The organism is Sphingomonas sanxanigenens DSM 19645 = NX02, assembly GCF_000512205.2.
Classification (GTDB): domain Bacteria; phylum Pseudomonadota; class Alphaproteobacteria; order Sphingomonadales; family Sphingomonadaceae; genus Sphingomonas_D; species Sphingomonas_D sanxanigenens.
The window spans coordinates 3,217,199-3,241,421 of record NZ_CP006644.1 but is presented as its reverse complement, the minus strand read 5'-3'; the positions used below and the strand labels follow the sequence as shown (position 1 = coordinate 3,241,421).

The 24,223-nt window shown below is 65.9% G+C and carries 22 protein-coding genes; 19 read left to right on the top strand and 3 right to left on the bottom strand.

Features of this window, described 5'->3' with window-relative positions; translation table 11 throughout:
* Window positions 1-19 precede the first annotated feature (19 nt).
* From glnT to qhpE, 17 genes are all read left to right on the top strand, one after another.
* The gene (glnT, locus tag NX02_RS14900; protein ID WP_025293000.1) at window positions 20-1,315 is read left to right on the top strand and encodes a type III glutamate--ammonia ligase; all 1,296 of its coding nucleotides are present in this window, start codon (window positions 20-22) and stop codon (window positions 1,313-1,315) included.
* 778 nt (window positions 1,316-2,093) lie between these two features.
* Complete coding sequence (locus NX02_RS14895) at window positions 2,094-2,504, top strand: helix-turn-helix domain-containing protein (protein WP_084717805.1); 411 nt, start codon at window positions 2,094-2,096, stop codon at window positions 2,502-2,504.
* Window positions 2,501-3,394 carry an IS3 family transposase gene (locus NX02_RS14890; RefSeq protein WP_025292998.1) on the top strand — a complete coding sequence of 298 codons (894 nt, stop codon included), beginning with the start codon at window positions 2,501-2,503 and terminating at the stop codon, window positions 3,392-3,394. Before NX02_RS14895 ends, NX02_RS14890 begins: the two co-directional genes overlap by 4 nt.
* 223 nt (window positions 3,395-3,617) lie before the next feature.
* Complete coding sequence (locus tag NX02_RS14885; RefSeq protein ID WP_025292997.1) at window positions 3,618-3,893, top strand: hypothetical protein; 276 nt, start codon at window positions 3,618-3,620, stop codon at window positions 3,891-3,893.
* 585 nt (window positions 3,894-4,478) lie between these two features.
* On the top strand, window positions 4,479-5,129 hold the full coding sequence (locus NX02_RS14880; RefSeq protein WP_025292996.1) for a TetR/AcrR family transcriptional regulator: 651 nt from the start codon (window positions 4,479-4,481) through the stop codon (window positions 5,127-5,129).
* A 172-nt stretch (window positions 5,130-5,301) separates the two neighbouring features.
* Complete coding sequence (locus NX02_RS14875) at window positions 5,302-6,477, top strand: amine dehydrogenase large subunit (RefSeq protein WP_025292995.1); 1,176 nt, start codon at window positions 5,302-5,304, stop codon at window positions 6,475-6,477.
* A gap of 2 nt (window positions 6,478-6,479) precedes the next feature.
* A complete protein-coding gene (locus NX02_RS14870; protein WP_025292994.1) occupies window positions 6,480-7,049 on the top strand; it encodes a MauE/DoxX family redox-associated membrane protein in 570 nt (189 codons plus the stop codon).
* A complete protein-coding gene (locus NX02_RS14865) occupies window positions 7,046-7,648 on the top strand; it encodes a thioredoxin domain-containing protein (RefSeq protein ID WP_025292993.1) in 603 nt (200 codons plus the stop codon). The genes NX02_RS14870 and NX02_RS14865 overlap by 4 nt, the downstream gene beginning before the upstream one ends.
* A 24-nt stretch (window positions 7,649-7,672) precedes the next feature.
* Window positions 7,673-8,218, top strand: a complete 546-nt coding sequence (locus tag NX02_RS14860; RefSeq protein WP_025292992.1) for a methylamine dehydrogenase light chain — start codon at window positions 7,673-7,675, stop codon at window positions 8,216-8,218.
* A gap of 4 nt (window positions 8,219-8,222) precedes the next feature.
* Window positions 8,223-8,777, top strand: coding sequence for a cytochrome C (locus NX02_RS14855; protein WP_245648598.1), 555 nt, complete (start codon window positions 8,223-8,225; stop codon window positions 8,775-8,777).
* A gap of 229 nt (window positions 8,778-9,006) precedes the next feature.
* A complete protein-coding gene (gene peaA, locus NX02_RS14850; RefSeq protein WP_039997591.1) occupies window positions 9,007-10,758 on the top strand; it encodes a quinohemoprotein amine dehydrogenase subunit alpha in 1,752 nt (583 codons plus the stop codon).
* On the top strand, window positions 10,755-12,206 hold the full coding sequence (gene peaB, locus NX02_RS14845) for a quinohemoprotein amine dehydrogenase maturation protein (protein ID WP_025292989.1): 1,452 nt from the start codon (window positions 10,755-10,757) through the stop codon (window positions 12,204-12,206). The genes peaA and peaB overlap by 4 nt, the downstream gene beginning before the upstream one ends.
* Window positions 12,203-12,532, top strand: coding sequence for a quinohemoprotein amine dehydrogenase subunit gamma (gene qhpC, locus NX02_RS14840; protein ID WP_025292988.1), 330 nt, complete (start codon window positions 12,203-12,205; stop codon window positions 12,530-12,532). Before peaB ends, qhpC begins: the two co-directional genes overlap by 4 nt.
* Before the next feature lie 32 nt (window positions 12,533-12,564).
* Window positions 12,565-13,662 (top strand): YncE family protein, encoded by a 1,098-nt coding sequence (locus NX02_RS14835; protein ID WP_025292987.1) that lies wholly within the window; start codon window positions 12,565-12,567, stop codon window positions 13,660-13,662.
* A gap of 48 nt (window positions 13,663-13,710) precedes the next feature.
* Window positions 13,711-14,697 carry a hypothetical protein gene (locus NX02_RS14830; RefSeq protein ID WP_025292986.1) on the top strand — a complete coding sequence of 329 codons (987 nt, stop codon included), beginning with the start codon at window positions 13,711-13,713 and terminating at the stop codon, window positions 14,695-14,697.
* Window positions 14,698-14,750: 53 nt separating this feature from the next.
* On the top strand, window positions 14,751-16,382 hold the full coding sequence (locus NX02_RS14825; protein WP_281178209.1) for an ABC transporter ATP-binding protein: 1,632 nt from the start codon (window positions 14,751-14,753) through the stop codon (window positions 16,380-16,382).
* Window positions 16,379-17,110 (top strand): subtilisin-like serine protease QhpE, encoded by a 732-nt coding sequence (gene qhpE / locus NX02_RS14820; RefSeq protein WP_245648597.1) that lies wholly within the window; start codon window positions 16,379-16,381, stop codon window positions 17,108-17,110. Before NX02_RS14825 ends, qhpE begins: the two co-directional genes overlap by 4 nt.
* 1 nt (window position 17,111) lies before the next feature.
* On the opposite strand, the gene NX02_RS14815 is transcribed toward qhpE, so the two are convergent.
* A complete protein-coding gene (locus NX02_RS14815; RefSeq protein WP_025292983.1) occupies window positions 17,112-17,456 on the bottom strand; it encodes a hypothetical protein in 345 nt (114 codons plus the stop codon).
* 21 nt (window positions 17,457-17,477) lie between these two features.
* A complete protein-coding gene (locus NX02_RS14810) occupies window positions 17,478-20,153 on the bottom strand; it encodes a TonB-dependent receptor (protein WP_025292982.1) in 2,676 nt (891 codons plus the stop codon).
* 390 nt (window positions 20,154-20,543) lie between these two features.
* Between NX02_RS14810 and NX02_RS14805 the strand changes: the two genes are divergently transcribed.
* The gene (locus NX02_RS14805) at window positions 20,544-22,583 is read left to right on the top strand and encodes a tetratricopeptide repeat-containing sulfotransferase family protein (RefSeq protein WP_025292981.1); all 2,040 of its coding nucleotides are present in this window, start codon (window positions 20,544-20,546) and stop codon (window positions 22,581-22,583) included.
* A gap of 21 nt (window positions 22,584-22,604) precedes the next feature.
* Here NX02_RS14805 and NX02_RS14800 read toward each other — a convergent pair whose 3' ends face one another.
* Entirely contained in the window at window positions 22,605-23,234 is a 630-nt protein-coding gene (locus NX02_RS14800) for a c-type cytochrome (RefSeq protein ID WP_245648596.1), read from the bottom strand.
* On the opposite strand from NX02_RS14800, the gene NX02_RS14795 reads away from it, so the two are divergent.
* Window positions 23,214-24,215, top strand: coding sequence for a DUF6607 family protein (locus tag NX02_RS14795; RefSeq protein WP_025292979.1), 1,002 nt, complete (start codon window positions 23,214-23,216; stop codon window positions 24,213-24,215). The genes NX02_RS14800 and NX02_RS14795 overlap by 21 nt on opposite strands.
* Window positions 24,216-24,223 lie beyond the last annotated feature (8 nt).

Below are 24,223 nucleotides of genomic sequence, written 5' to 3'. Positions count from 1 at the left end.
CTGATCGGGAGGACATTCGATGGCGCAGGACCTTGCAGCGGCAGCGCGTAAGCTGGGGATCAAATATTTCCTGATTTCTTTTACCGACCTGTTCGGCAACCAGCGCGCGAAGCTGGTGCCCGCGCAGGCGATCGGCGGCATGCAGAAGGCGGGCGCGGGGTTCGCCGGCTTCGCCACCTGGCTGGACATGACACCAGCCGATCCGGACCTGTTCGCCAGGCCCGATCCGGACTCGCTGATCCAGCTGCCGTGGAAGCCCGAAGTGGGCTGGCTCGCCGCCGACCTGTGGATGGGCGGCAAGCCGGTGGAGCAGGGGCCGCGCAACGTGCTGAAAGCGCAGGTCGCCCGCGCCGCCGCGTTGGGCCTGCAGATGAAGACCGGCGTGGAATGCGAATTCTTCCTGGTCTCGCCGGACGGCAGCGCGATCGCCGATCGCGGCGATACCCAGTCCAAGCCGTGCTACGACCAGCAGGCGCTGATGCGCCGCTACGACGTGATCACCGAGATCTGCGACGCGATGATCAGCTTGGGCTGGCAACCCTATCAGAACGACCATGAGGATGCGAACGGCCAGTTCGAGATGAACTGGCATTATGACGACGTTCTCGTCACCGCCGATCGCCAGGCCTTCTTCAAATATATGGTCAAGGCGATCGCCGAGAAGCATGGGCTGCGCGCCACCTTCATGCCCAAGCCGTTCGCCAACCTCACCGGCAATGGCTGCCACATGCATGTGTCGATGTGGCGCGACGGCGAGAATGTTTTCGTCGATCCGGCCGACGAGACCGGGCTGTCGCCGCTGGGCCTCAACTTCATCGGCGGCGTCATTCACGCGGCGGATGCGCTGGCGGCGTTCCTCAACCCCACCGTCAACAGCTACAAGCGGATCAACGCGCCGCGCACCACCTCGGGTGCGACCTGGGCGCCGCAATCGGTGACGTGGACGGGCAACAACCGCACCCACATGGTGCGCGTGCCCGAGGGTGACCGCTTCGAGCTGCGCCTCGCCGACGGTGCCGCCAACCCCTATCTGATGGGCGCCACCGTGCTCGCCGCCGGGCTCGACGGCATCGCGCAGCAGCGCGATCCCGGCCCGCGGCTCGACATCAACATGTACACCGAGGGGCACACCATCACCGGCGTAAAGACGTTGCCGCTCAACCTGCTCGACGCGCTGCGCGCGCTGGAAGCCTCGGAGCTGAAGAATGCGCTCGGCCCGCTCGTGCCCAGCTACCTCAAGCTCAAGTTCGGCGAGTGGAACGACTATGTCCGCCACCTGACGAGCTGGGAACGCGAGACGACGCTGGACTGCTGACCAGTCCCCCTCCCGCGTGCGGGAGGGGCCGGGGGAGGGCCTGTCCGGCGGCCGCAGGGCTGATCCGGCAAGCCCCTCTCCCGCGATTGCGGCGCGAGAAGGTGACAAAGGTTACAGTGAAACTTGCCCGATCCTGCGCGCGAAGGGGTGAGAGACAGGTGGTAGCCAGCGACCGCGGCCACCCTGTCTTCCCCGGTGCCCGGCGTTGCGGAGGGCCGTGCGTGTGCCCGCCTCTTGCGGCCGATCATTCCGGCGATCCCGGCAAGCGGAACGGTCATGGTCGTCATCATCGCAATCTCCCTGTCGCCGACCGGGCGCGTGGCCTGACATCGCCGATGGTGCCCGGCGCCGTCGCATGGCGGATCCCCCGCCGATCGTGAATCGTCGGTTCGACCCGGGGCGCGGGGAGCGGCCACATCTTCCCCGTCGCGGCGACAGTCCGGGTGAAGTCGGGGAGTGCGATGACAGGCCAGCAGGGATCGTAAGGGCGGCTAACACTCCCTTTACGCACCCCCAACGCCCCCTCAACACCCCCCTAACTTGCATCGTTCGACAATTTCAGCGGTAGTTCGGTCGATCCTGAGCGGGAAAGACGGCCGGATGCGGATCGATACCTGACCGGCTTCGCCCCAATCGATGCCGATCGCGATCAGCGCTGTCCGGCAGTAGTTTCGGGGACATTAGTTTCGGGGACATAATACTAAACTCGTGAACGATTGGAGTGCACCCCTAGATTGAGACAGTGAAATAAGGGACGGCCCTTTATGAGGAGGGCAGCATGTCCAAGGTGGCTCGACGAAGATTTGGACGGGAGTTCAAGCTTGATGTCGTTCGGCGGATGATCGCCGGCGAGAGCGGGACGGCATTGTCGCTGGAGTTGGGCGTCAAGCGCACGATATTATACCGGTGGCGGGATGCGTTTCGCGATGGCGGTGAGGAAGCGCTTCGGGATGGTCCCGGCCGGCCGAACCGTGTGGAGAAAGCGGCGATGGCGCTGGCGCGTGGTCCGGCGGCGCGTGCCCGCGATCTTACGGAGGCGCGTCGCCAGATTGCGGAGTTGGAGCGCAAGGTCGGCGAGCAGCAGGTGGCGCTGGATTTTTTCAAGGGTGCCTTGCAGCGCATCGAGGCGTCACCCCCGCCGAGCGACGGCGGTGGCGTGACGGGGTCATCGCCCAGATCCAGGCGATGACCGGTCTGCAGGGCTCGGGATCGAAATTGTCGGTGGAGCAGCTGTGCCGTTTGGCCGAAGTGCCCCGCGCAGCCTTCTATCGACGATGGCAGGATTATGCTCCGAAGCAGGAAGAGACGGCGCTGCGCGACAAGCTTCAGCAGTTGTGTCTGGCGAACCGGCATTATGGCTATCGGCGGATCACGGCACTGATGAAGCGCGACGGCTGGCACATCAACCACAAGCGGGTGCAGCAGCTGATGCGGGAGGATAATCTCCTGTGCGTGAGGAAGCCCGTCTTCCGGCCGGCGACGACGGACTCGCGCCACAGTTGGCGGATATGGCCCAATCTGGCGCGCCACCTCGATCCGAGCGAGGTCAACCAGCTTTGGGTTGCCGACATCACCTATGTCCGCCTGGCCGAGGCATTCGTCTATCTGGCGGTCATCCTCGATGCGTTCAGCCGCAAGGTGGTCGGTTGGGCGATGGCGGATCATCTGCGTGCCGAACTGGCGCTCGACGCGCTGACGATGGCATTGGAGCGACGCCCCGTCGTGCCGGGCGGATTGGTCCACCACTCGGATCGCGGCATCCAATACGCCTGTGGCGATTACATCGCCCGACTGGAGGCAGCCGGCATCCTGCCGAGCATGAGCCGGGTCGGATGCCCCTATGACAATGCGATGGCCGAGAGCTTCATGAAGACGCTCAAGCAGGAGGAAGTGAACGGCGCCGGCTATCGCGACCTCGCCGATGCCACGCAACGCATCGGCTCATTCCTCGAGCAGATCTACAATCGCCAGCGGCTCCACTCCGCCTTGGCGTACAGATCACCCGATGAGTATGAACATATCGCGCCAAGGGCTGCTGCGCAGCAGCCCTTGGACGTGACGGAAAACCGCTGTCCCTAATTGTCGTGTCTCATCGATGGGGTGCAGTCCACGATGCTCGACCGATTGCTATTTAGTATTGTGTCACCGAAACTCCGCGTGCGGGAGGGGCCAAGGGAGGGGCTGTCCTGCGGCTGTACGGTCGATCCGGCAAGCCCTCTCCCTCGACCGCTCGCTTGAATGGAAGGGTTAATCGTCGCCGACGGAGATGGCTTAAGTCGGAAAGATCATTTATCCAGTCGGAATGGTCGATCTGCTTCATGAATATTGGGCCAATGATGACGGCGGCGAGTTTGGTCCGGTTCGCGAACGAGGCGACCAATTGCGGCAGACCCTGATCCCTGGAGCGCGCCTGATCTTCAGCCTCCGCGCAGCATCATGGCATCAAGCGATGCAGCTGTACAATGAACGGTTGGACTATGGCGATTACCAGCCCGCCGAAGGTGTGGAGAATCATTTCTATTCCGCCGAGGAAGCTGCCGAGCAAGAAGCGTATCTGCGCGTGCGGAACTGTCGTTGACCGCCGGATACTGACAGGGTTTCTGGAGTTTCAGGGACATAATACGAAACTAGTGATCGCTGGCGGCCTCGGCGCTCATCCGGCTGCTATTTTGTATTGTGTCCCCGAAATGGTTCGTATTGTGTCCCCGAAACTAGGCGGCGATTTTTCGAGCGGTCGGCTTGGGCGCCGGCCCCTCCACCACGCGCTTCGCGCGCGGTCCCCCTCCCCGAGACAAGCTCGGGGAGGACATTTTGGTATCTTCCTGAAACTGGTTGCGGATCGTGGACGTTCATTGCGTAGCGATCTGGATTGTTTCCGATTCATGACGATGCATTTCGATCGATATGTTTCGCGGCCTGAAAGCATTTCTTGGCATTGTCGATACGATGCAGTGATTATGTGGGCGGTGAAATTGCCGCAAACCTCCGTAATCCGTGCTTTTCTGCGCCGATCAGTTCGATCCTGTCTCCGATCTGAGTTTTCCTAGGTTTCCGATCCTCGCTCCGTAATTGCCGCGTCGGCCGCAAAGGGTTGAGCCCGTCGGTGCTGGCGGCTAGGGCAAGCGGGCGGGGAGGGCAGGATGAGGTTGGATCCATGAACGAGATGAGTGCTGTCCCGCGGCCGGGCGTCTATGTGCGCGGCACCGAAACCGTCGATGCGATCCTCAAGGCGGCGCTTTCGGTTCTCGTCGACGAGGGCGCGACGGCGTTCACCATCCGCCGGATCGCCGCGCGCTGCGACATGAAGGTCGGCAATGTCAGCTATCATTTCCCGCGCAAAGAAATGCTCATCCAGGTCCTGCTCGACGAGCTGGTCGAGGGCTATGCGCGGGTGATGGACGAGACGGTGCGCAAGCCCGGGCTGGACGCCGAGGAACGGCTGCGCCGCATCATCGTCATGTGCCTCGACGATATCCAGTCCAAGCGGACGACCCACCTGTTCACAGAACTCTGGGCGCTCGCCAACCATGACGAGTTCGTCGCAGATCGCGTGCGGACCTTCTACCAGCGCGTGCACGACGTGATCGGCGAATATGTCGCGATCCTCAACCCGGCGCTGAGCGCGGACGAGGTCCACACGGTCGCGCTCTACATCAGCGCGTCGATGGAGGGATCGACGCCCTTCCTCGGCCATGCCAAGCCATGGGCGCACAAGATGGGCGCCTTCACCCGGCTGGCGGTGAAGTCGCTGGTCGATCTCGCGATGACCGTCACGTCGCGCGACATCGCGCAACTGCCCAAGCGCGCCGGCTGACGCCCGCGCTGCAGCGCACAAAAATAGTTGCGCAATGGGGCAGATAGCCCCTTGACCAATTCTGGACACGTGTCAAATCTTTCCCCCGGGCGGGATGCGGACGAAACCATCGTTCGGGCCGCAGGCGGCCGGGCCATCGTTCGGCGCCCATCGTCTAGAGGGGGATCAGCGGATGAAGAACGCCTTCCTTGCCAGGATGTTGTCCGCGAGCGTCGGTGCATTGCTGGCCGCCGGCATGGCGCATGCCGCGCCCGCGACCGATCCCAATCCCGTGGGCGAGTCCGAGACGTCGGACGTGATGCCGCTGGCCGCGCCCAGCCCCGCCTGGTTCTATGTCGACGGCGGCTGGGACATGGACGGCACCAGCATCTTCGACACCGAAAGCGGCAAGATGAAGGGCATGGTGGTGACGCGCCGGCTCACCGACCTCGCGCTCGATCCTGCCGGCAAATATTATTATGTTGCCGAGACGATCTGGTCGAAGGCCAATCGCGGCACCCGGCAGGATATGGTCTCGGTCTATGACAGCCGCGACATGAAGCTGGTGACGGAGATCGCGATCCCCGGCCGCATCCTCATCGGCATGCGCAAGAACAACTTCATCGTCAGCGACGACGGCAAATGGGGCTTCGTCTACAATCTCGATCCGGCCTCGTCGGTCAACGTCGTCGACCTCGCGAAGCGCAAATTCTACAAGAATATCGAGCTTCCCGGCTGCGCCAGCATGATCCCGAACCCGGGTGTCGGCTTCTCCGCGCTCTGCTCGGACGGTTCGCTGGCGACGGTGAAGGTCGCCGGCGCGACGCCGCAGATCACGCGCACCGAGCCTTTCTTCTCGGCCACCGACGATCCGATCTTCGACAATTACATCTATGATGCGACGAAGAAGCGCGCGGTGATGCTGAGCTATACCGGCCTGATCTATACCGCGACGATCGGCGCGACGCCGGCGGTAGCGAAGCCCTTCTCGATCCAGGCGGCGGCGGGCATCCGCGCGGGCGAGACCAAGCCGCTGGAGATCAACTGGCTGCCCGGCGGCCGCCAGGTGATGGCGCTGCACCGCGCCACCGGCCGGTTGTTCGTGCTGATGCACATGGGCGAATATTGGTCGCACAAGGCGCCGGGCACCGAGATCTGGGAAGTCGACCTGACGACGCAGAAGGTGGTCAAGCGGCTGCCGCTGGAGGAAGCGATCACCAACATCCAGGTGACGCAGACAGACAAGCCGATGATCGTCGCCAATGACGAGAAGAAGAACGGCATCGTCATCGACGCCACCACCTGGGAAGAAAAGCACAGGATCGAAAATGCCGGCGCCGGTGTCATCACCGTCGCCAGCGCCAATTGACCATGGACGGCGCGGCCGGTCTTGCGATTTTAGCCCTCGCCGCTGCGATCGGCATCGGCCTGATCTTTCTCGTCGCCGGCTGGACGAAGCTGCGCCATCGCCCGCTGCTCGCGGCGGTGGTCGCCAATTATCGCGTGCTGCCGCCGCCGCTGGTGCCCATCGTGGCGTCGCTGCTGCCCTATGTCGAACTGGCGGTCGGAGTGGCGCTGATCGCAGGGCTCGGCCGCATTCCGGCGCTCGCCGCCATCCTGCTGCTGGCGGGCTTCGCGGCGGCGATGGCGGTCAACATCCGGCGCGGGCGATCGCATATCGATTGCGGCTGCGGGCTGTCCGGCCTGCACCAGATGCTCGGCTGGCCGCTGGTCGCGCGCAACCTGGCGTTCGCGGCGCTGCTGGTGCCGGTGCTGGTGGTGCCGGCGCCGACACCGTTCGCCGCCCAACTGTCCGCCGCCCAACTGGCGGTCGCCGCGGCCGGCGGGATCGCCTTCTTCCTGTGCCACCTGCTTTTCGGCGCGATCGGCGCGCTCACCCGATCGCCCGCGACCGCCGCCTTTCGGAGACAAGCGCGATGATGACTGCACTGATCGTGTCCCAGATCATCTCCTGGATCATCATCCTGGCGATGGCGGTGGCGCTGCTGGCGCTGGCGCGGCAGGTGGGCGTGCTGCACATGCGCGTGGCCCCCGCGGGCGCGCTGACCACCGGCGGCGGGCTGGCCGTGGGGGATCAGTCCAAGCCGATCGCCGCGCATATGCTCGACGGATCGCACGTGCTGGTCGGCGGCCCGTCTGCAGGGGCGGGGCTGCGGCTGCTGATGTTCGTGTCGGCAGCCTGCCCGCTGTGCAAGGCGATGATCCCGATGGCCAAGTCGTTCGCGCGGGATGAGCGTGTCGCGCTGACCTTCGTCGGCGACGACGATGTCGCCGCGCAGAAGGCGCTGGTCGCGCAGCAGGGGCTGGAAGCCTATCCGTTCGTCAACGGGCCCGAGGCCGGGCAGGCATTCGGCGTTGCCAAGCTGCCCTTCGCGGTGCTGCTCGATGCGGACGGCACGATCCTCTCCAAGGGGCTCGTCAACAGCCGGGAGCATTTGGAGAGCCTCGTCGTCGCGCATGAGATGGGGATGAAGTCGGTGCAGGATTATCTTGCGACGCTGAAGGCCGAAGCGGCCTGAGCCGGATCGAGAGGGGGCAGTCACATGAAGCATTTCGACGCGGATGCCATCGGCGAAAAATTCCTGCGCAAGTTCGCGGGGCGCACCTCGCGGCGCGGCATCCTCTCCCGCCTCGGCGCGGCGCTGGTGGCGGCGCCCGCCTTTCCGCTGCTGCCGGTCAGCCGGGCGCAGGCCGCCAAGCCCGATCGCTCCCCCGAGGCGAAGACCGCCTTCGCGCGCAACGCGCAGATCACCGACGACACCAAATGCGATTATTGGCGCTATTGCGCGATCGATGGCGCGCTGTGCACCTGCTGCGGCGGCGGCATCCATAGCTGCCCCGCGGGCGCGGAGCCGTCGCCCGTCTCCTGGGTCGGCACCTGCATCAACCCGGCGGACGGCAAGGCCTATCTGATCGCCTACCGCGATTGTTGCGGCAAGCCGGCCTGCGGCCAGTGCCCGTGCGACAACACCGATCGCGAGACGCAACTCTACAACCCGCAGCTCAACAACGACGTCATCTGGTGCTTCGGTACGTCGAGCATGGAATATCATTGTTCCACCGCCGTGCTGGTGGGCGCGGCGGGCTGAGCAGGTGCAGCGTGGTGGCGGCGGCATGGCGTTGAGGCGGCGATGGCGGCTCGCGTTGCTGGCGATGGGCGGGCTGACCGTGGCGGCGGGGGCCGCGGCGGGGCTGCCGGACGCGCGGCCCTTGCCCGCTGCGATCACCGATCCGGTGCTCGCCCGTTCGGACTATGTCGAGCAGTGCGGCGGCTGCCATGGCGTGCAGGGCGTTTCCGCGCCGGCGCAACTGCCCCAGCTGCGCGACCGCGTCGGCTATTTCATGTGCACGCCGGCGACACGCGCCTATCTGCTGCGGCTGCCCAACATTGCGCACAGCCGCATCACCGACAACCAGCAGCTTGCCGACCTCGTCAACTACGTGGTGTTCGGGCTGGGCGGGGCGAGCACGCCCGCGGACGCGCGGCCCTTCACCGCCGAAGAGGTGGCGCATGAGCGGCGTTTCGCGCTGTCCTCGGTCTCGCTCAAGGCCGAGCGCGCGCGCCATGTCGAGGCGGCGATCCGCACCTGCCACGCGCCCGCGGCGCTTCGTGCGCTGTATCCGGAACCCCGCGATCGGGGGTTATGACGCAATGCAAAAACTCTTCTTTCGCAACGCACAATTCTGCTTGACCGATCTTTGACGTTTGTCCAACCTTCGTTTTGCAGCATCACCAGGACGAGCCACAGCGCGCCGGCGAGATGGGGGGAATATCCCGGGCATGAACACGCCAGCCAACAGTGATTGCAAACGCGAAATGCTGCCGCGAGCCCGTTCGCGGCCAAGCCGGGCAGGCACGCGCCTTCGGGCGCTGCTGATGCCATCCGGGCGATCGGCGTGGCGTTTTGCCGTGCTGGGCCTGTTCTCCGCATCGGTGGTGATGGCGCAGGCCAACAAGCCGGTCGCGACGACGGCGGATGGGGACAAGGCCGCGGTCGAGTCCGAGGATGGCATTCCGGTGACGGATCGCCTGACGATCGAAAAATGCGGCGCCTGCCACCAGCAGGACGAGAAGGGCAACATGTCGCGGATCTCCTGGGCGCGCACCACGCCCGAAGGCTGGTCGCAGGCGATCAAGCGGATGGTGCGGCTGAACGGGCTCGAGATCACGCCCGATGAATCGCGCGCCGTCGTCAAATATCTCTCGACCTGGCACGGGCTGGCGCCCGAGGAAGCCAGGCCGGTGATGTACCTGCCCGAGAAGCGTATCGTCGATGAGGCGCTGATCCCCAATGACTCCGTCCGTCAGGCCTGCGCGGCCTGCCATGCCTTTGCGCAGCCGATGTCGTGGCGCCGCTCGAAGACCGAATGGAAGCTGCTGCAGGATCTGCATGTCGCGCTCTATTCGCAGGCGGAGGCGCAATATCGCCGTCCCGCCGATCCCCAGCCGGGGGCCGCGCCGTCGGCGCCGGGCACGCCGCCCGTCACCAACGGCCAGCTTGCCCTTGAGTTCATGCAGAAGGCGGCGCCGCTTCACACCGTGGAATGGGGCAATTGGCGGCCGCGCATCCGCACGCCCTATCTCGCCGGCAAATGGCTCGTTTCGGCGCATCTGCCTGGGCGCGGCGATTATGTCGGCGAATTGACGGTTGCGCCCGGAAAATCCGCCGACGAGTTCGTAACCGGAGCGACCCTGCGCTCGCTGTCGACCGGCGAGACCTTGACGCGCGCCGGCACCGGCCTGGTCTATGGCGGCTATTCGTGGCGCGGCCGTTCGAAGGGGGCGACCCCGGGGGCGGCACCCGACGATCCCAACCGCGAGACGCGCGAGACGATGTGGTTCGCGCCCGACCAGAAGAGCGGCGAGGGGCGTTGGTTCTGGGGCGAATATAATGAGTTCGGCTTCGACGTGGCGTTGACCCGCGCGGGCACCGAACCGGCGATCCTCGGCGTCGGCCCGGTGTTGCTCAAGGCGGGCGCCAAAGGTGCGCAGGTCCGCATCGTCGGGGCCAACCTGCCGTCCGACCTGAAGCCCGCCGAGATCAGCCTGGGCGAAGGCGTGACCGTGACGCGGATCGTCTCCGCGTCCGCCGGCGAGGCGGTCGTCACCGCGGACGTGGCGGCGAATGCGGTGCCCGGCCGGCACGATATCGGCATCCGCGGCGCCACCCTCGCGCAGGCGCTGCCGGTCTATGCGGCGATCGACTATCTGAAGGTGGTGCCAGAAACCGGCCTCGCGCGCCTCGGCGGGGTCAAGCATCCCAAAGGTTACGGTCAGTTCGAGGCGCTGGGCTATGGTAATGGCGCGGACGGCAAGCCCGGTACGCCCGACGACGTGAAGATCGGCCCCGTCGACGTGACGTGGAGCATCGATGAATTCATGGCGGTCTATAATGATGACGACAAGGATTTCGTCGGTGCGCTGAGCGCGAATGCGCTCTTCACGCCCGCGTCGGAAGGGCCGAACCCGAACCGGCGCTTCGGCCGCAACAATTATGGCGAGGTGTGGGTGGTCGCGACCGCGAAGACCGAGAAGGACAAGTTCGGCCAGCCGCTGACCGGCCGCGCCTATCTCGTCGTCACCGTGCCTGCCTATCAGCGCTGGGATCAGCCGGAGGTGTCGCAATGACGGTCATGACTGCGATCGGCTATCGGCCGGCGGAATATCACCCCTTCGCGGTCGGCGATGCGGATTTCATCTACCTGGTCTCCGCCGGCGCGATCTTCCAGCTCGACGATGCCTCGCGCTGCCTGCTCGATCGGCTGGCGAAAGGCGCGGCGGGCCATGCTGCGCTGACGGACCATCTCGTTTCATACGGCATGCCCGAGGAGGACGCCGACGAACTGATCCGCGAGTTGCGCTTCGCCGGGGTGATCGTGACCGACGACCAGCGCCACGCGCCGCGGCCGTCGAGCCCGCCCAAGGATTTCCCGCTGCAGGCGCTGGTGCTCAACATCACCAACCAGTGCAACCTCGCCTGCACCTATTGCTATGAGTTCGGCGCGGACAAGATCGCGACGCCGCAGGGCAAGAAGAAATATATGTCGCTCGAGACCGCGATGGCCTCGGTCGACTTCCTTCTCGATCAGTCCGCCGGCCGCAAGGGCGTGCACATCACCTTCTTCGGCGGCGAGACGCTGATGAACTTCCCGCTGCTGAAGCAGGTCGTCGCCTATGCGACCGAACGGGCGACGGCCGCGGGCAAGACGATCGGTTTCAGCCTCACCACCAACGCGACCCTGCTGACGCCCGAGATCATCGCCTTCCTTTCGGACAATGCGATCGGCGTCACCGTCAGCATGGATGGCCCGCCCGACCTGCAGGACAAGCGCCGCGTCTACAAGAGCGGCCGCGGCAGCTATGCCGTGATCGAGCCGCGGCTGCGCGCGCTGATCGCCAACCACAGGACGCGGGCGATCACCGCGCGCGTCACGCTGACCGATGGCGTGACCGACGTGATCCGCATCTATCGCCACCTGAAGGACGATCTCGGCTTCCACGAGGTCGGGTTCGCGCCCGTCACGAGCGCGGACGATCGCGCCTATACGCTCGGCGCGGAGGGCATGGATGGGGTGCTCGCGCAATTCCATGCGCTGGCCGACGAGTGGCTGGCGCACGCGCTGCAGGGCCGCAGCCATGGCTTCTCCAACGTCAGCGAGACGATCAGCGAGCTGATCCAGGGCGTCCACAAGTCGCATCCCTGCGGCGCCGGGATCGGCCTGCTCGGGGTCAGCCCGTCGGGCGATCTCTCGCCGTGCCACCGCTTCACCGATGCCGACACCCACACGATGGGACATATCTCCTCGGGCATCGATCGCGAGAAGCAGGGCGATTTCCTCGCGCGCGGGCATGTCGACGCGAAATATGAATGCAAGAGCTGCTGGGTGCGGCCGCTGTGCGCGGGCGGATGCCATCATGAGGCGTTCGTGCGCTATGGCGATACCGGCCATGCCAACCTGCATTATTGCGACTGGATCCGCGATTGGACCGACCGCTGCCTCAACATCTACGGTGAGCTGGCAGTGAAGAACCCCGAATTCCTCGAACGCTTTGCGGAACGAAAGGCGTTGTCATGAAGCATCTCAAGCCGCTCAACAAAAAGGCGGCGCAGATCGACGAAGCGGCGGCGATGCTGGAAGAGGATGTCGTCGCGCTGCAGCAGCAGCCGCGGCCGCACGTGCCGATGGGCTGCTCGCTCGCTTTCTCGCCGGGCTGGGAAGTCGATGCCGGCGGCGGCACCGCGGGGCTGTGCCAGCCGGTCGAGCGCGACATCTATGACTGTTACGTCACTTGCTTCTGGCCGGTGCAGGTGCCCGATCATGTCAATTACTCGCCCGACTGGGCCAGCAACTGTGCCGTCGCCACCAAGGACTGGCGCAATCTCGATCTGGTGTTCCCATGATCGCTGCAGAGGCTGACAGGCCGAGGGGGAGGATGCGGGTGAAGAGGATGATGCGCGGCGTGCTGGCCGCCTGCCTGTCGCTGCTGCCGGTCTCGGCGCAGGCCGGCACCCTGTATATGGGCGGCTATCCCAATGTGCTGATCCTGTTCGACGAGGCGACCGGCAAACCCACCCGGCGCATCACGCTGGCGACGGGCCTGCCCACCGGCCTGCGCGAATCGAGCGATCGCAAGAAGATCTATGTCACGACGATCACCACCTCGGGGATCGAGACCTACGACATCGCCAGCGGCCGGGTGACCGACAGTTTCAGCCTGAATACGCCGACCACGCGCTACCGCTTCTACAGTGGTGTGGCCGATCCCTCGGGCCGCTATTTCTACACGGTGGCGGAACGGATCGACAAGGAGATCGACCGGTACAGGATCAGCAAGCCGCAATACACCGTCGTCGATCTCAAGCTGAAGAAGGTCGTCCGCGCGGTCGACCTCGCGGCGGAGGACGACACCTCCGGCGCTGCCTATCGCTCGGCCTATGCGATCTCGCCGGACGGCAAGTTCCTCTATGTCTTCCGTGACAAGGTGATCGTCGTCGCGACCTCCGATCTGAAGGCGGTCGAGCGCTTCGAACTCGCCAAGGCGGATGTGTCGGGCTTCGAGAATGTCAGCTTCGGCGGCGGCGTCGAGGCGATCCGCAATCCCGGCCAGTTCGTGTCGCTGTTCAACGCGGCCGACCCCTATGTGCACAACAAGGTGTTCGGCCTCGCGCGCTTCGACCTTGCCTCGCGCCATTTCAGCTTCGTGCCGATCGGCCCGGCGCCGGCATCGATGGCGGGGCTGCAGATCACGCCGGACGGAAAGGAGGGCTATACCGTCGCCACCACCGGGCTGCTCGGCAACAAGCGCTGCGAGTTCTGGCGCTTCGACCTCTCCACCAACAAGGTACTGGGCAAGGCGGAGTTTCAGTGCCGTTCCCGCTTCCAGTTCGGCATGTCGGGCGATGGTGCCAAGCTCTATATCTATGGCGCGAGCTTCGACATCGAGGTCTATGATGCCAAGACGCTCCAGCTCGAAAAGACCTGGGACATCGGCAATGACGCGACGATGGCCGGGCTGATCGTCTCGCGATAACGCGGCTGGCGGCTTGACGCGTTCCGCCCCGCCGGGGACGATGCCCGTATGAACGTCATGATACGCGGCGGCGGCGTTGCCGCTGCCTGCTGCGCGCATCTGCTGGGGTTGAACCGCATCGCCGTGACCATGGCGCCGGCCGATCCTGCGCCCGCACCGGTGGTGATGCTGAGCGACATGGCGCTGGGGCTCATCCGCGACGTGTTCGCTGCGCCCGACCTGTTCGCCGGCCTGCCGCGCATCACCCGCCGCATCGTCGCCTGGGGCGGCGGCGATCCGGTGGCGATGCCGCATGCCGCGACGATTGTCGCCGGCGCGGCGGCGCTGCTGCCGGTGACCGAAACCGGGGGTGCGGCAACGACCGACTTGACCATCCATGCCGCCGCGCCCTTGCCCGGGGGCGAGACGCGACGCTTCGGCGCGCGCGGCGCGACCGCCGCGCCGGTGGCGCTGCGCGACCCCGCCGATGCGAGCGATTGCTGGATCGAGTCGGTGGAGTCCGGCTGGCTGTTCCTGATCCCCGCCGGCACCGGGCAGGCGTGGTTGCTCAGCGTCGGCGCCGACATGGAGGCGGCGCTGCGGCAGAGCCGGCATGTCGCCCGCCGCGTCAGGCTGGCCGAGGCCCCCCGCCAGTCCTTCGACCCCAGCCCGCGCATTGCCTGTCCGCCGTCGGGCGCGGACTGGATCGGCTGCGGCACCGCAGCGATCGCCTTCGATCCGATCTGCGGCGACGGCACCGCGCAGGCGGTGCGTGAGGCGATCCTCGTCTCGGCGATCCTTGCTGCGATCGGCGACGGCGGCGACGCGCAGGCGCTGAGGGCGCATCATGACGCGATGCTGCTCGCGACGATGCGGCGCCACCTGCAACTGTGCGCACCCTTTTATCGCACGGGCGGGCAGGGGGACTGGTGGCGGGCTGCGCATGACGCGCTCGCGGAGGGGCATGACTGGTGCACCACCCGGCTCGCCCATGCGCCGGAGCCGCGCTACATGCTGCAGGGCTATCGGCTGGCCGAACGAAGGCTGGTATCCTGAGCGCGGGGCAGCCCCCCGCCGGCTGGCACGCCTATCGGCGCGTCTGGATCTATGTGCGGCCTTATGCGCCGCGGCTGTGCTTCGTGCTCGCGATCAGCCTCGTCGCGACGATGCTCAACCTCGCGCAGCCCTATTTCTCCAAGCTGATGATCGACCAGGCGCTGCTGCGCCGTGACCTGAACGCGCTGTGGATGATCGCTGCGGCTTTGCTGGTGGTGACGGTGCTCGGCTTCGTGCTCAACGCGCTCGCCAGCTATCGCTACATCGCGCTCTCCGCGGCGATGCTCTACGACATCCGTGCCGCGCTGCTGCGCCACCTGCAGAGCCTGTCGCCGCGCTTCTTCAGCGGTTTCCGGCTGGGTGACCTGATGTCCCGCATGAACAGCGACGTCAGCACCGTCCAGCGCGCCGCGGCGGACACCTTGCTGTCGGTGCTGAGCAATATGCTGTTCCTGCTGGGCAGCATCGCGTTGATGCTGTGGCTCGACTGGCGGCTGTTCCTGCTCGGCACCGTGCTGGTGCCGGTCTGCGTGATCGCCTTCGTCCATTTCCAGCGGCGGCTGACCGCATTGACGCAGGAAATGCGCGAACGTGGCGCCGATCTCGGCAGCTTCCTCGTCGACAGCGTGATGGGCATGCGCGTGGTGACCTCGCTCAACGCGGGCGCGCATGAGGTGCGCCGGTTCGGCATGCGCAACGACGCGTTCATCTCGGCGATGCTGCGCATGCAACTGACCTCCTTCATGGCGGGCGCGCTTCCCGGCGCGCTGCTCACCGCCTCGACCTCCGCGGTGGTGCTCTACGGCGGCTGGCGGATCATCGCCGGGGAGATGAGCATCGGCACGTTGGTGGCGTTCATGGCCTATCAGGCGCGGCTGTTCGGGCCGATCCAGATCCTGATGGGGCTGGGCGCCGGGCTCGCCTCCGCGCGGGTGTCGCTGGGGCGCATCCTCGAGCTGTTCGACACGCCTGCCGAGGTGGTCGAACAGGCGGATGCCGTGCCGTTGGCGCGCATCGGCGAAGGGTTGCGCTTCGAGCATGTTGCCAAGCGCTATGATCGCGATGCGGTGCTGGTCGATATCGATTTCGCCGTTCCGGCCGGCAGCTTCTGCGCGATCCTGGGGGAAAGCGGGGCGGGCAAATCGACGCTCGCCGACCTGCTCGTCCGCTATCAGGATGTCGATGCCGGCCGCGTGCTGATCGACGGGGTGGACGTACGCAGCCTGCGGCTCGACGATCTTCGCCGCGAGATCCTGCTGGTCGATCAGGCGCCCTATCTGTTCAACGACAGCATCCGCGCCAACATCGCCTTCGGGCTCGACACCGTCGAGGATGGTGCGATCGTCCGCGCCGTCCACGCCGCCGGGCTCGACGCGCTGGTCGCGCGGTTGCCTGAGGGTCTGGAGACGCGCACCGGGGAGCGCGGGCTGGCATTGTCGGCGGGCGAACGGCAGCGGCTGGCGCTCGCCCGCGCGCTGCTCCGCCGCCCCAGCGTGCTGATCCTCGACGAACCGACCTCGGCGCTCGACGCCGAGACCGAAGCGCGGATCGCGGATCGTCTGCGTGGCGCGCTGCCCGACGCCACCCTGATCGTCATCACCCACAAGCCGGCGCTGGCGGACCGCGCCGACATCGTTGTCCGTCTCGACGGCGGGCAGGCGACGGTTGTGGATCGCAGGGCATGATGGCGCTGTCCTTTCCCGGCACCACCGGGCGCGGGGTGCGGATCGCGGTGATCGATAGCGGCGTCCATCCGGCGCACCCGCATATCGACGGCACCCGGCTGCTCGGCGGGGTCGCGATCACGCGGGAGGGGAGGGTGGAGGATGACCTCGAGGCCATTCTCGACCGGCTCGGCCACGGCACGGCCGTCAGCGCCGCAATCCAGCAGGGCGCCCCCGGCGCAGACCTTCTGACGGTTCGCGTGTTTCGCGAGGCCTTGCGCGCCTCCGCTGTCGCGCTGATCGCGGCAATCGACTGGGCGATCGCTGCGAAGGCGGACATCATCAACCTCAGCCTCGGCTCGACCAACGCCGCGCATCGCGATGCCTTTGCGCATGCGGCGGCGCGCGCCGACGATGCCGGCATCGTGCTGGTCGCCGCCCATGCCGTGGATGGCGTGCCCTGCTGGCCAGGAGCATTGCCTTCGGTGCTTGGCGTCGCGCTCGATCCCGAATGCCCGATCGGCGCCTGTCGCGCGATCGCGCGGGAGGGGAGGACGGTTTTCGCTGCGGCCGGGGTTCCGCGATCGATCGACGGTGTGCCACCCCGGCTCAACCTCTACGGCGTCAGCTTCGCCGTCGCGCGGATGAGCGGCTTTGCCGCGCTGGCGTTAGAGGCCTTGCGCTCCGCGCGTGGCGACGCGACCGGCGCGCAGGATGTTCGCGAAGCGCTCGTTCGCGCGGCCGACTGAGTCAGTTCGGCGTGCTGGGGCGCGCGGGATCCGGGCCCCAACAGGTCGTGCAGCGCCGCCAGCAGAGGACGCCGGGCATCGCGTCGGCGGGGCGCAGGCCGGGTTCGGGGCGGAGGCCGGCAAGGATCCCGGGCGACACGCCCTCGGGCGCGGCGCGGCTATGGCACATCAGGCATTTGCGCCGGAAGGCGTCGGGCGTCAGTCCCGAACGATCCTCCTGCGCCGGCGCGCGCTGGGCGAGGCCGGCGCCGAGCAGGAGGGCGATGGCACCGGTCAGCCCGAGAGCGGCGCGGCCCCAAAAGCGGATGGCCATGGTCCGCGCGGCGAGCGTGCGAAACATGGCCATCCCTCCCCTCTCCAAACCGAACTAGAATTTCTGGCCGAACCTTATCCCGAAGAAGCGTGGCCGGATCGTGAAGGTGCGCGACGATCCCGCGCAGAAATCGATCGAGCAGAAGGTGTTGCGGGTGAGTTGGCCGCGCCGGTCGAACGCGTTCTGCAGGAACAGGGTGAGCGACCAATTGTCCTTCTTGACACCACCGGAGAAGTCGAAGCTGACGAAGCCCGAGGTGTTGCCAAGCAACGCGTTGCTTGCGACGTTGAGATCCTGCGTGGCGCCGGTCTGGTAGAGCGCGGCCCCTTGCAGATAGGCTTCGAACCCGCCGATCAGCGTATCGTAGCGCACGGACGTCGTGCCCTTGAACTTGGGCTGGCGCGGCAGGCGCGTACCGTCGGCGGCGGCGACGGTCGGGGTGGGCGGATCGGTACCCGGTACGAACTGATCGAGCGCGCAGCTCGGCAACTGCGAGATCGACAATGTCGTGGTATCGACAGCGAAGTTGCAGAAATTGCCTTTGAGCTTGGCGTCGTTATAGGCACCGGCGGTGGAGATCGTGACCTTGCCGAGCTTCAGGTCGGCATCATATTCGATGCCCTTCACCTCGGCCTTGCCGGCATTGCCGGTCATGCCGGCGCCCTGCGCACCAGAGACGATCACGCCATACTGGATGTTGTCCCACTTCTCGTAATAGATCGCAGCGTTGAAGCGGAAGATGTTGTTCCAGGTCGTCTTGACGCCGAGTTCGAAGTTGTCGAGCGTTTCCGACTTGAACGGCTGCACCGTGACGATGCGGCCGAGGCTGCGGATACGCAGCGGCCGGTTGAAGCCGCCGGGGCGGAAGCCGGTCGAATAGTTGAAATAGACCATCTTGGACGGCTCGAACTGCCAGTCGAGCGCGACCTTGTGGGTTTCGCCGTCTTCCTTGTAGCGCCCCGTGCCATCCTCGGCGAGGGGGTTGGTGTTGACGCAGGTCAGACGCTCGTCGGGAAGCGGGGTCTCGCAACCGACGCCCTGCGCGGAGGCGGCAACGCCGGCGAAGCCCTTCACCTTATAGTCCGTCCAGAAATACCGGATGCCGCCGGTGATCTTGAGCGTCGGCGTGATGTTGTAATGCCCTTCGGCGAAGATCGCGGTGTCGTGGTAAAGCTGGTCCTGCTCGACGATGTAATAGCCATCGCCCTTTGCTGCCTGCGACCCCAGCAGCATCGTGCCCAGTGGATTGCCGTTGGGATTGATCACGTCGGTCGTGAAATAGGGATTGCCGTCATCGTCATAGTCGATGCCGAACATCGCTGGCACGCCGATCAGGCCGCCGGCGACGTCGCCGCCGCCCGTCGCGGTATAGCCGACGATCTCGTCGAGACCGCGGATCGCATAATAGGTGTTCAGCTCGTTCTTCTGGCGCTGGTAGAAGCCGCCGACGGTGACGTCGAACGGCCAGTCCGACGGGGTCGTCACGCGCAATTCCTGGGTGAACTTGTCGCGGTGCGTGTCGGCATGATAATATTGCGTCGGATCGATCAGTTGGCAGCGCTGTGACGCGCCCGATCCGGTGCAGTTGTCGAAGAACTGCAGATAGCTTTCATAGCCGGCGCCGAAGCCGTCATAGGTGACGGTATAGTAGGTATAGTCGTTCAGCGTCTTGGTGCGGCGCTTGAAATAGCCGGTCGCGGAAACGATGTCCCAGTCGCCGATATGGCCGTGGATCGACAGCGCCGCCTGGAACCAGCGATCGTCGTTGCGGGTCTGGTCATAGTCGTGGACCTCGAGGTCGCCCACCCGCGGATCATAGCCGAAATAACCCTTCGCCACCTGCTTCTGCGCGGTGATCTGGGGCATGATCTCCCAATCCTCGACGGGCTGCCACAGCAGGGACAGGCGACCGCCATATTCCTTGATCGGATTGTAATCATTCTTGGCGATGTCGGAATTGTCGAGGTTGAAGAAGGTATCCGGGTTGTTGTCGCCGAGCGTGTAGACCGCGGGCGCGCCGTTGTTGAGCCGGCCGTTGTTCGGTGTATTGTCGATATAGCCGCCGTCGCGCCGGTAATAGCCCATCGCGCGGATGGCGACGGTGTCGTTCAGCGGAACATTGACATAGGATTCGACCTGGCCGCCGAAATCGCCATCGCCATATTTGTTGGCTTCCAGATCATAGCCATATTCCACCTTGCCAAGCTTCGGCTTCTTGGTGATCAGGCGGATGGTGCCGGAGAGCGATCCGGCGCCGTACAGCGTGCCCTGCGGCCCCGACAGCGCCTCGATCCGTTCCATGTCATAGGCATGGATATCGGGCACCTCGGTGCCGGTGATCGGGATGTCGTCGAGATAATAGCCGACCGATGCATAATTGCCGCCGGCGGGGACGATGCCGCGGAAGAAGGCGGTGTTGCGCCCCGGGCCGATGCCCTCGAACGAGACCGAGGGAAGCAGCGCGGCGAAATCCGTCAGCCCCTTCACCTGCCGCTGTTCCAGCTTTTCGGCGCCCAGCGCCTGCATCGAAATCGGCACCTTCTGCACGCTTTCCGACGTGCGGGTCGCGGTGACGACGATGTCGCCGAGCCCCTGCTCCTCGGCGGGTTCCGCTTCGGCCGGCGGCGCCTGCGCAAGTGCAGGTGCGGCAAGAATCAGCGGCGTGAGAACTGTGGTTGTGGCGAGAGCGCAAATCCTTCGCGCGCCGCGCGCGCCAAGTCGAAAGGCCATGCGTAATACCCCCCTGAACGCGTCATATCTTTCGCCTCTCCTGGGAAGATCGCCCGCCTCCGGGTCTCTTATCGCCTGTTGTTTCGAACTTGTTCTTCTACGTTGGATACGCCCCTGCCGCCGCTAACGGCGCACAGCACAAAATCCCGTCCCCGGCGCCCGGAGGCGCCAAGACCTTGCTACATGGAGTAGCTTCGTACCTCATTCATTCAACGGCCGGTTCGCACACGCAGCAATCAGAACAACCGTCCTAGATTGAATACTGCCATTCGCCACGCGGCTGTCAAGCACTCTCAGGCAGCTTTTTTTCTTGCCGCTATTCTGGCGTGACTCGACGGAGCGCGAATCTCGGCATAGCTCTTTGTGCAGTTGCGAAGGGAATGAGGCTGTATGGGCAATGCTGTGGTGGCGGCACCGCGCTCGCTCGAAGCGGCGCTGGCGAAGGTCGCCGGCCTGATCGACTCGCGCCCCGAACAGGCGCTTGCCCAGGCCGAGACGATATTGGCGCGGGCACCGGGGCTCCCGCCGGCGGAACTGCTGGCGGGCCAGGCGCTGCGCCGGCTCGGCAAGCCGCAGGCGGCGCAGCGGCGGCTGTCAGCGCTTGCCCGCAACCAGGCGCGCGTGCCCCCGGCGGTGTGGTGGGAATTGGCGCAGGCGGCGAGCGAGGCAGGGGATGGCCGGCAGGCGATCTCGGCGCTGGAAACGTTGACCGGGCAGTGGCCGGGGGTCGCCGGGGGCTGGTTCCTGCTGGCAAGGGAATATCGCAACGCCGGTCGCGCCGAGGATGGCTGGCGCGCGGATCTGTCGGGCGTCCACGCCTCGTCGCGCGATCCCGATCTGGTCAAGGCGGCGATGGCGATGAACGCGGGGCGGCTGGACGAAGGCGAAGCGGTGTTGGCCGCCGAGCTTCGGCAGACTCCCGACAATCCAGCGGCGATCCGGCTGCTCGCCGAGATCCACTGGCGCCGCGGCGATATGAGCGAGGCGCTCGCGCTGGTCGAACGCGCGGTCACCTTGGCGCCGGGCTATGATCTGGCGCGCGATTTCCTGATCCGGCTGCTGTTGCAGGCCAATCGCCTGCCCGAGGCGCTGGCGCATGCCGAGGTGCTGGCCGCCTCTCCGGTGAAAAATCCGGGCTATGACCTGATGCGCGCATCGGTGCTGGTGCGGCTCGGCGATCAGGATGCGGCGCGGACGGTCTATGATCGCCTGCTGGCGGAGCAGCCCGATCAGCCGCAGGTCTGGCAGAATCTGGGGCATGTGCTGAAGACGCTCGGCCGGCAGGCGGACGCGATCCACGCCTATCGCGAGGCGGTGACGCGCCAGCCGACGATGGGCGAGGCGTGGTGGAGCCTTGCCAACCTCAAGACGGTGAAGCTGGGCGACGACGACGTCGCCGCGATGGAAAGCGCATTGCAGGTGCTGGCGGCGGGCGGCGAAGACCGGGCCGAGGACGTGTTCCACCTGCATTTCTCGCTCGGCAAGGCGCTCGAGGATGCCAGGGATCACGAAGCATCCTTCCGCCATTATGATCGCGGTAACCGGCTGCGCCGCGCGCAGATCGTGCATGATGCGGACGGCTTCTCGGCCGAAGCCGCGGCGGCCGCCGACCTGTTCACCGCCGGCTATCTCGCCGCCCGCGGGGCGGGGGGATGCCCGGCGCCCGACCCGATCTTCATCGTCGGCCTGCCGCGCGCCGGTTCGACGCTGATCGAACAGATCCTCGCCAGCCACAGCCAGGTGGAAGGGACGATGGAACTTGCCGAGATGATGATGATCGCCGGCCGCCTGCAATCGCGCGTCGACGAGGGCGCGTTTCCCGATTTCCGCGCGATGGTCGACGCGCTGACGCCGGCCGATCGCCTGCGGCTGGGCGAGGAATATCTCGATCGCACCCGCGTTCACCGCAAGAGCGCGCGGCCGCTGTTCATCGATAAGATGCCCAACAACTGGCAGCATGTCGGCCTGATCAAGCTGATCCTGCCCAATGCGAAGATCATCGACGCGCGGCGGCACCCGATGTCCTGCTGCTTTTCCGCGTGGAAGCAGCATTTCGCGCGCGGGCAGACCTTTTCCTACGACCTGACCGACATCGGCCGTTACTATCGCGACTATGTCATGCTGATGGCCGCGTTCGACCGCGGGGCGCCGGGTGCCGTGCATCGCGTGTTCTATGAGGCGATGGTATCGGATACCGAGCGGCAGGTGCGGGCGCTGCTCGCCCATGTCGGCCTGCCGTTCGAACAGGCCTGCCTCGAATTCTACAACAATGATCGCGCGGTGCGCACCGCCAGTTCGGAGCAGGTGCGCCAGCCGATCTTCACCGACGGTCTCGACCAATGGCGCCATTATGAGGCGTGGCTGGGTCCGCTGGCGGACGCGCTCGGCCCGGTGCTGGACCATTATCCGGAAGCCCCGCCGGTGAAGTGACCGCGGGGCAGGGGCTGCGCGCTATTTCTTCAGCGTCGCGAGATAGTCGACGAGCGCGGCGCGATCCGCCGGGTTGCCGACGGCGATCATCATGCGCGTGCCCGGGACCATCCTGGTCGGGCCCGCGAGGAACTTGTCGAGCGTCGGCTTGTCCCACTTCAGCGCCGACCCCTTCAGCGCCGGCGAATAGAGGAATTCGGTGCTCGCCGCCTTGCGGCCGAGCACGCCCGCCAGATTGGGGCCGAGCCCGGCCTTCTGCTTGGGGGCGGTGACGTGGCACATCTGGCAGCGCTGGCGGAAGATCATGCTGCCGTTCGGCGCGGGCGCCGCAAACGCGGCGGAGGCTGCGACGAGGAGTGCCACGGCGAGCGGCACGCGCACGGAGAGAGTCAATTCACGGTCCCCATCTTGCTGGCAGGACGCTCGGTAGCGGCGTCTTTCGCTCATCATGCCGAACCGCCCGCCGCGCGCAAGGCTGTTTCGCAGTTGCGAAGACGTACTGACGCTTCTCTTGCCGGGATGTGCCGCGCTCTTGATCGATTTCGTGCTGCAGTTGCGAGGCAGAATCCTCGCGTCGCCGCAAGATCGCTCTTTTGTCGAGTGGTCGCTTTTGATACGCACTCGCAATTGTTGATCGGAGACCGAGATCATGATTCTGCCTCGCGCCCTGGTGCTGGCGGCGCTGTTGCCCCTCGCGTCGTCGCGACCGCGCCGGCCGGCGCCCAGCCCGCGGCCGCCGCGGGCTCCGTCGATGTCGAAAAGGCCAAGTTCGAGGCGGATCGCGCGCACATCCTGGCGATGGCGGGCAATTACAAGGTCACCTTCGACATGCGCGAGACCACGCCCTGGCTCGCCGGCTACGAGCCGATCGAGCCCAAGATTTCGGGCGGGCATGAGATCGTGCGGCTGGTCGAGGACAGCGGCCGCAAGATCGTGCTGCAGCATATCCTCGTTGCCGAACATGGCGGCCAGACCTTGATCATCAAGCATTGGCGACAGGATTGGGTTTATGAGCCGGCCGACGTGCTGGTTTACGCTGGCCCCAACCAGTGGAAGCTCGAGACGGTGCCCGAGCGCTTCCGCAAGGGCCGCTGGTCGCAGACCGTGTGGCAGACCGACGATTCGCCACGCTATGGCGGCTGGGGCGAATGGACGGGGGAAGGCGGGGTGCCGCGCTGGCGCAGCAACTGGACCTTGAGACCGCTCGCCCGGCGGGATGCGGTGCGCAAACCGGTTTACGATCGCTATCAGGCGATCAACCGCCACTCGCCGACACCGACCGGCTGGATCCACTGGCAGGACAATATCAAGCTGGGGATGGTCGCGGGCAAGCTGACCCCGATCGTGCAGGAATCGCTGCTCAACACCTATGAGAGGTTCGACGGCTACAAGGTTTCGGCCGGCGATGCGTATTGGGCGAAGACCAAGGCCTATTGGGGCGAGGTCCGCAAGGCATGGGACGCGGCGATCGTCGCGCACGGGGGCGTGACGGTGAAGGAAGAGGCCGAAACCGGCTCGGTCACCGGCCTCAAGCTGATGGGCCTCGCCGACGAGATCGCCGAGGGCAAAAAGATGGAGGCCGCGGCGGTCGCCGAAGCCCGCACGGCGATCATGGAGGCGACGAAGGGATAGGGGCGTGA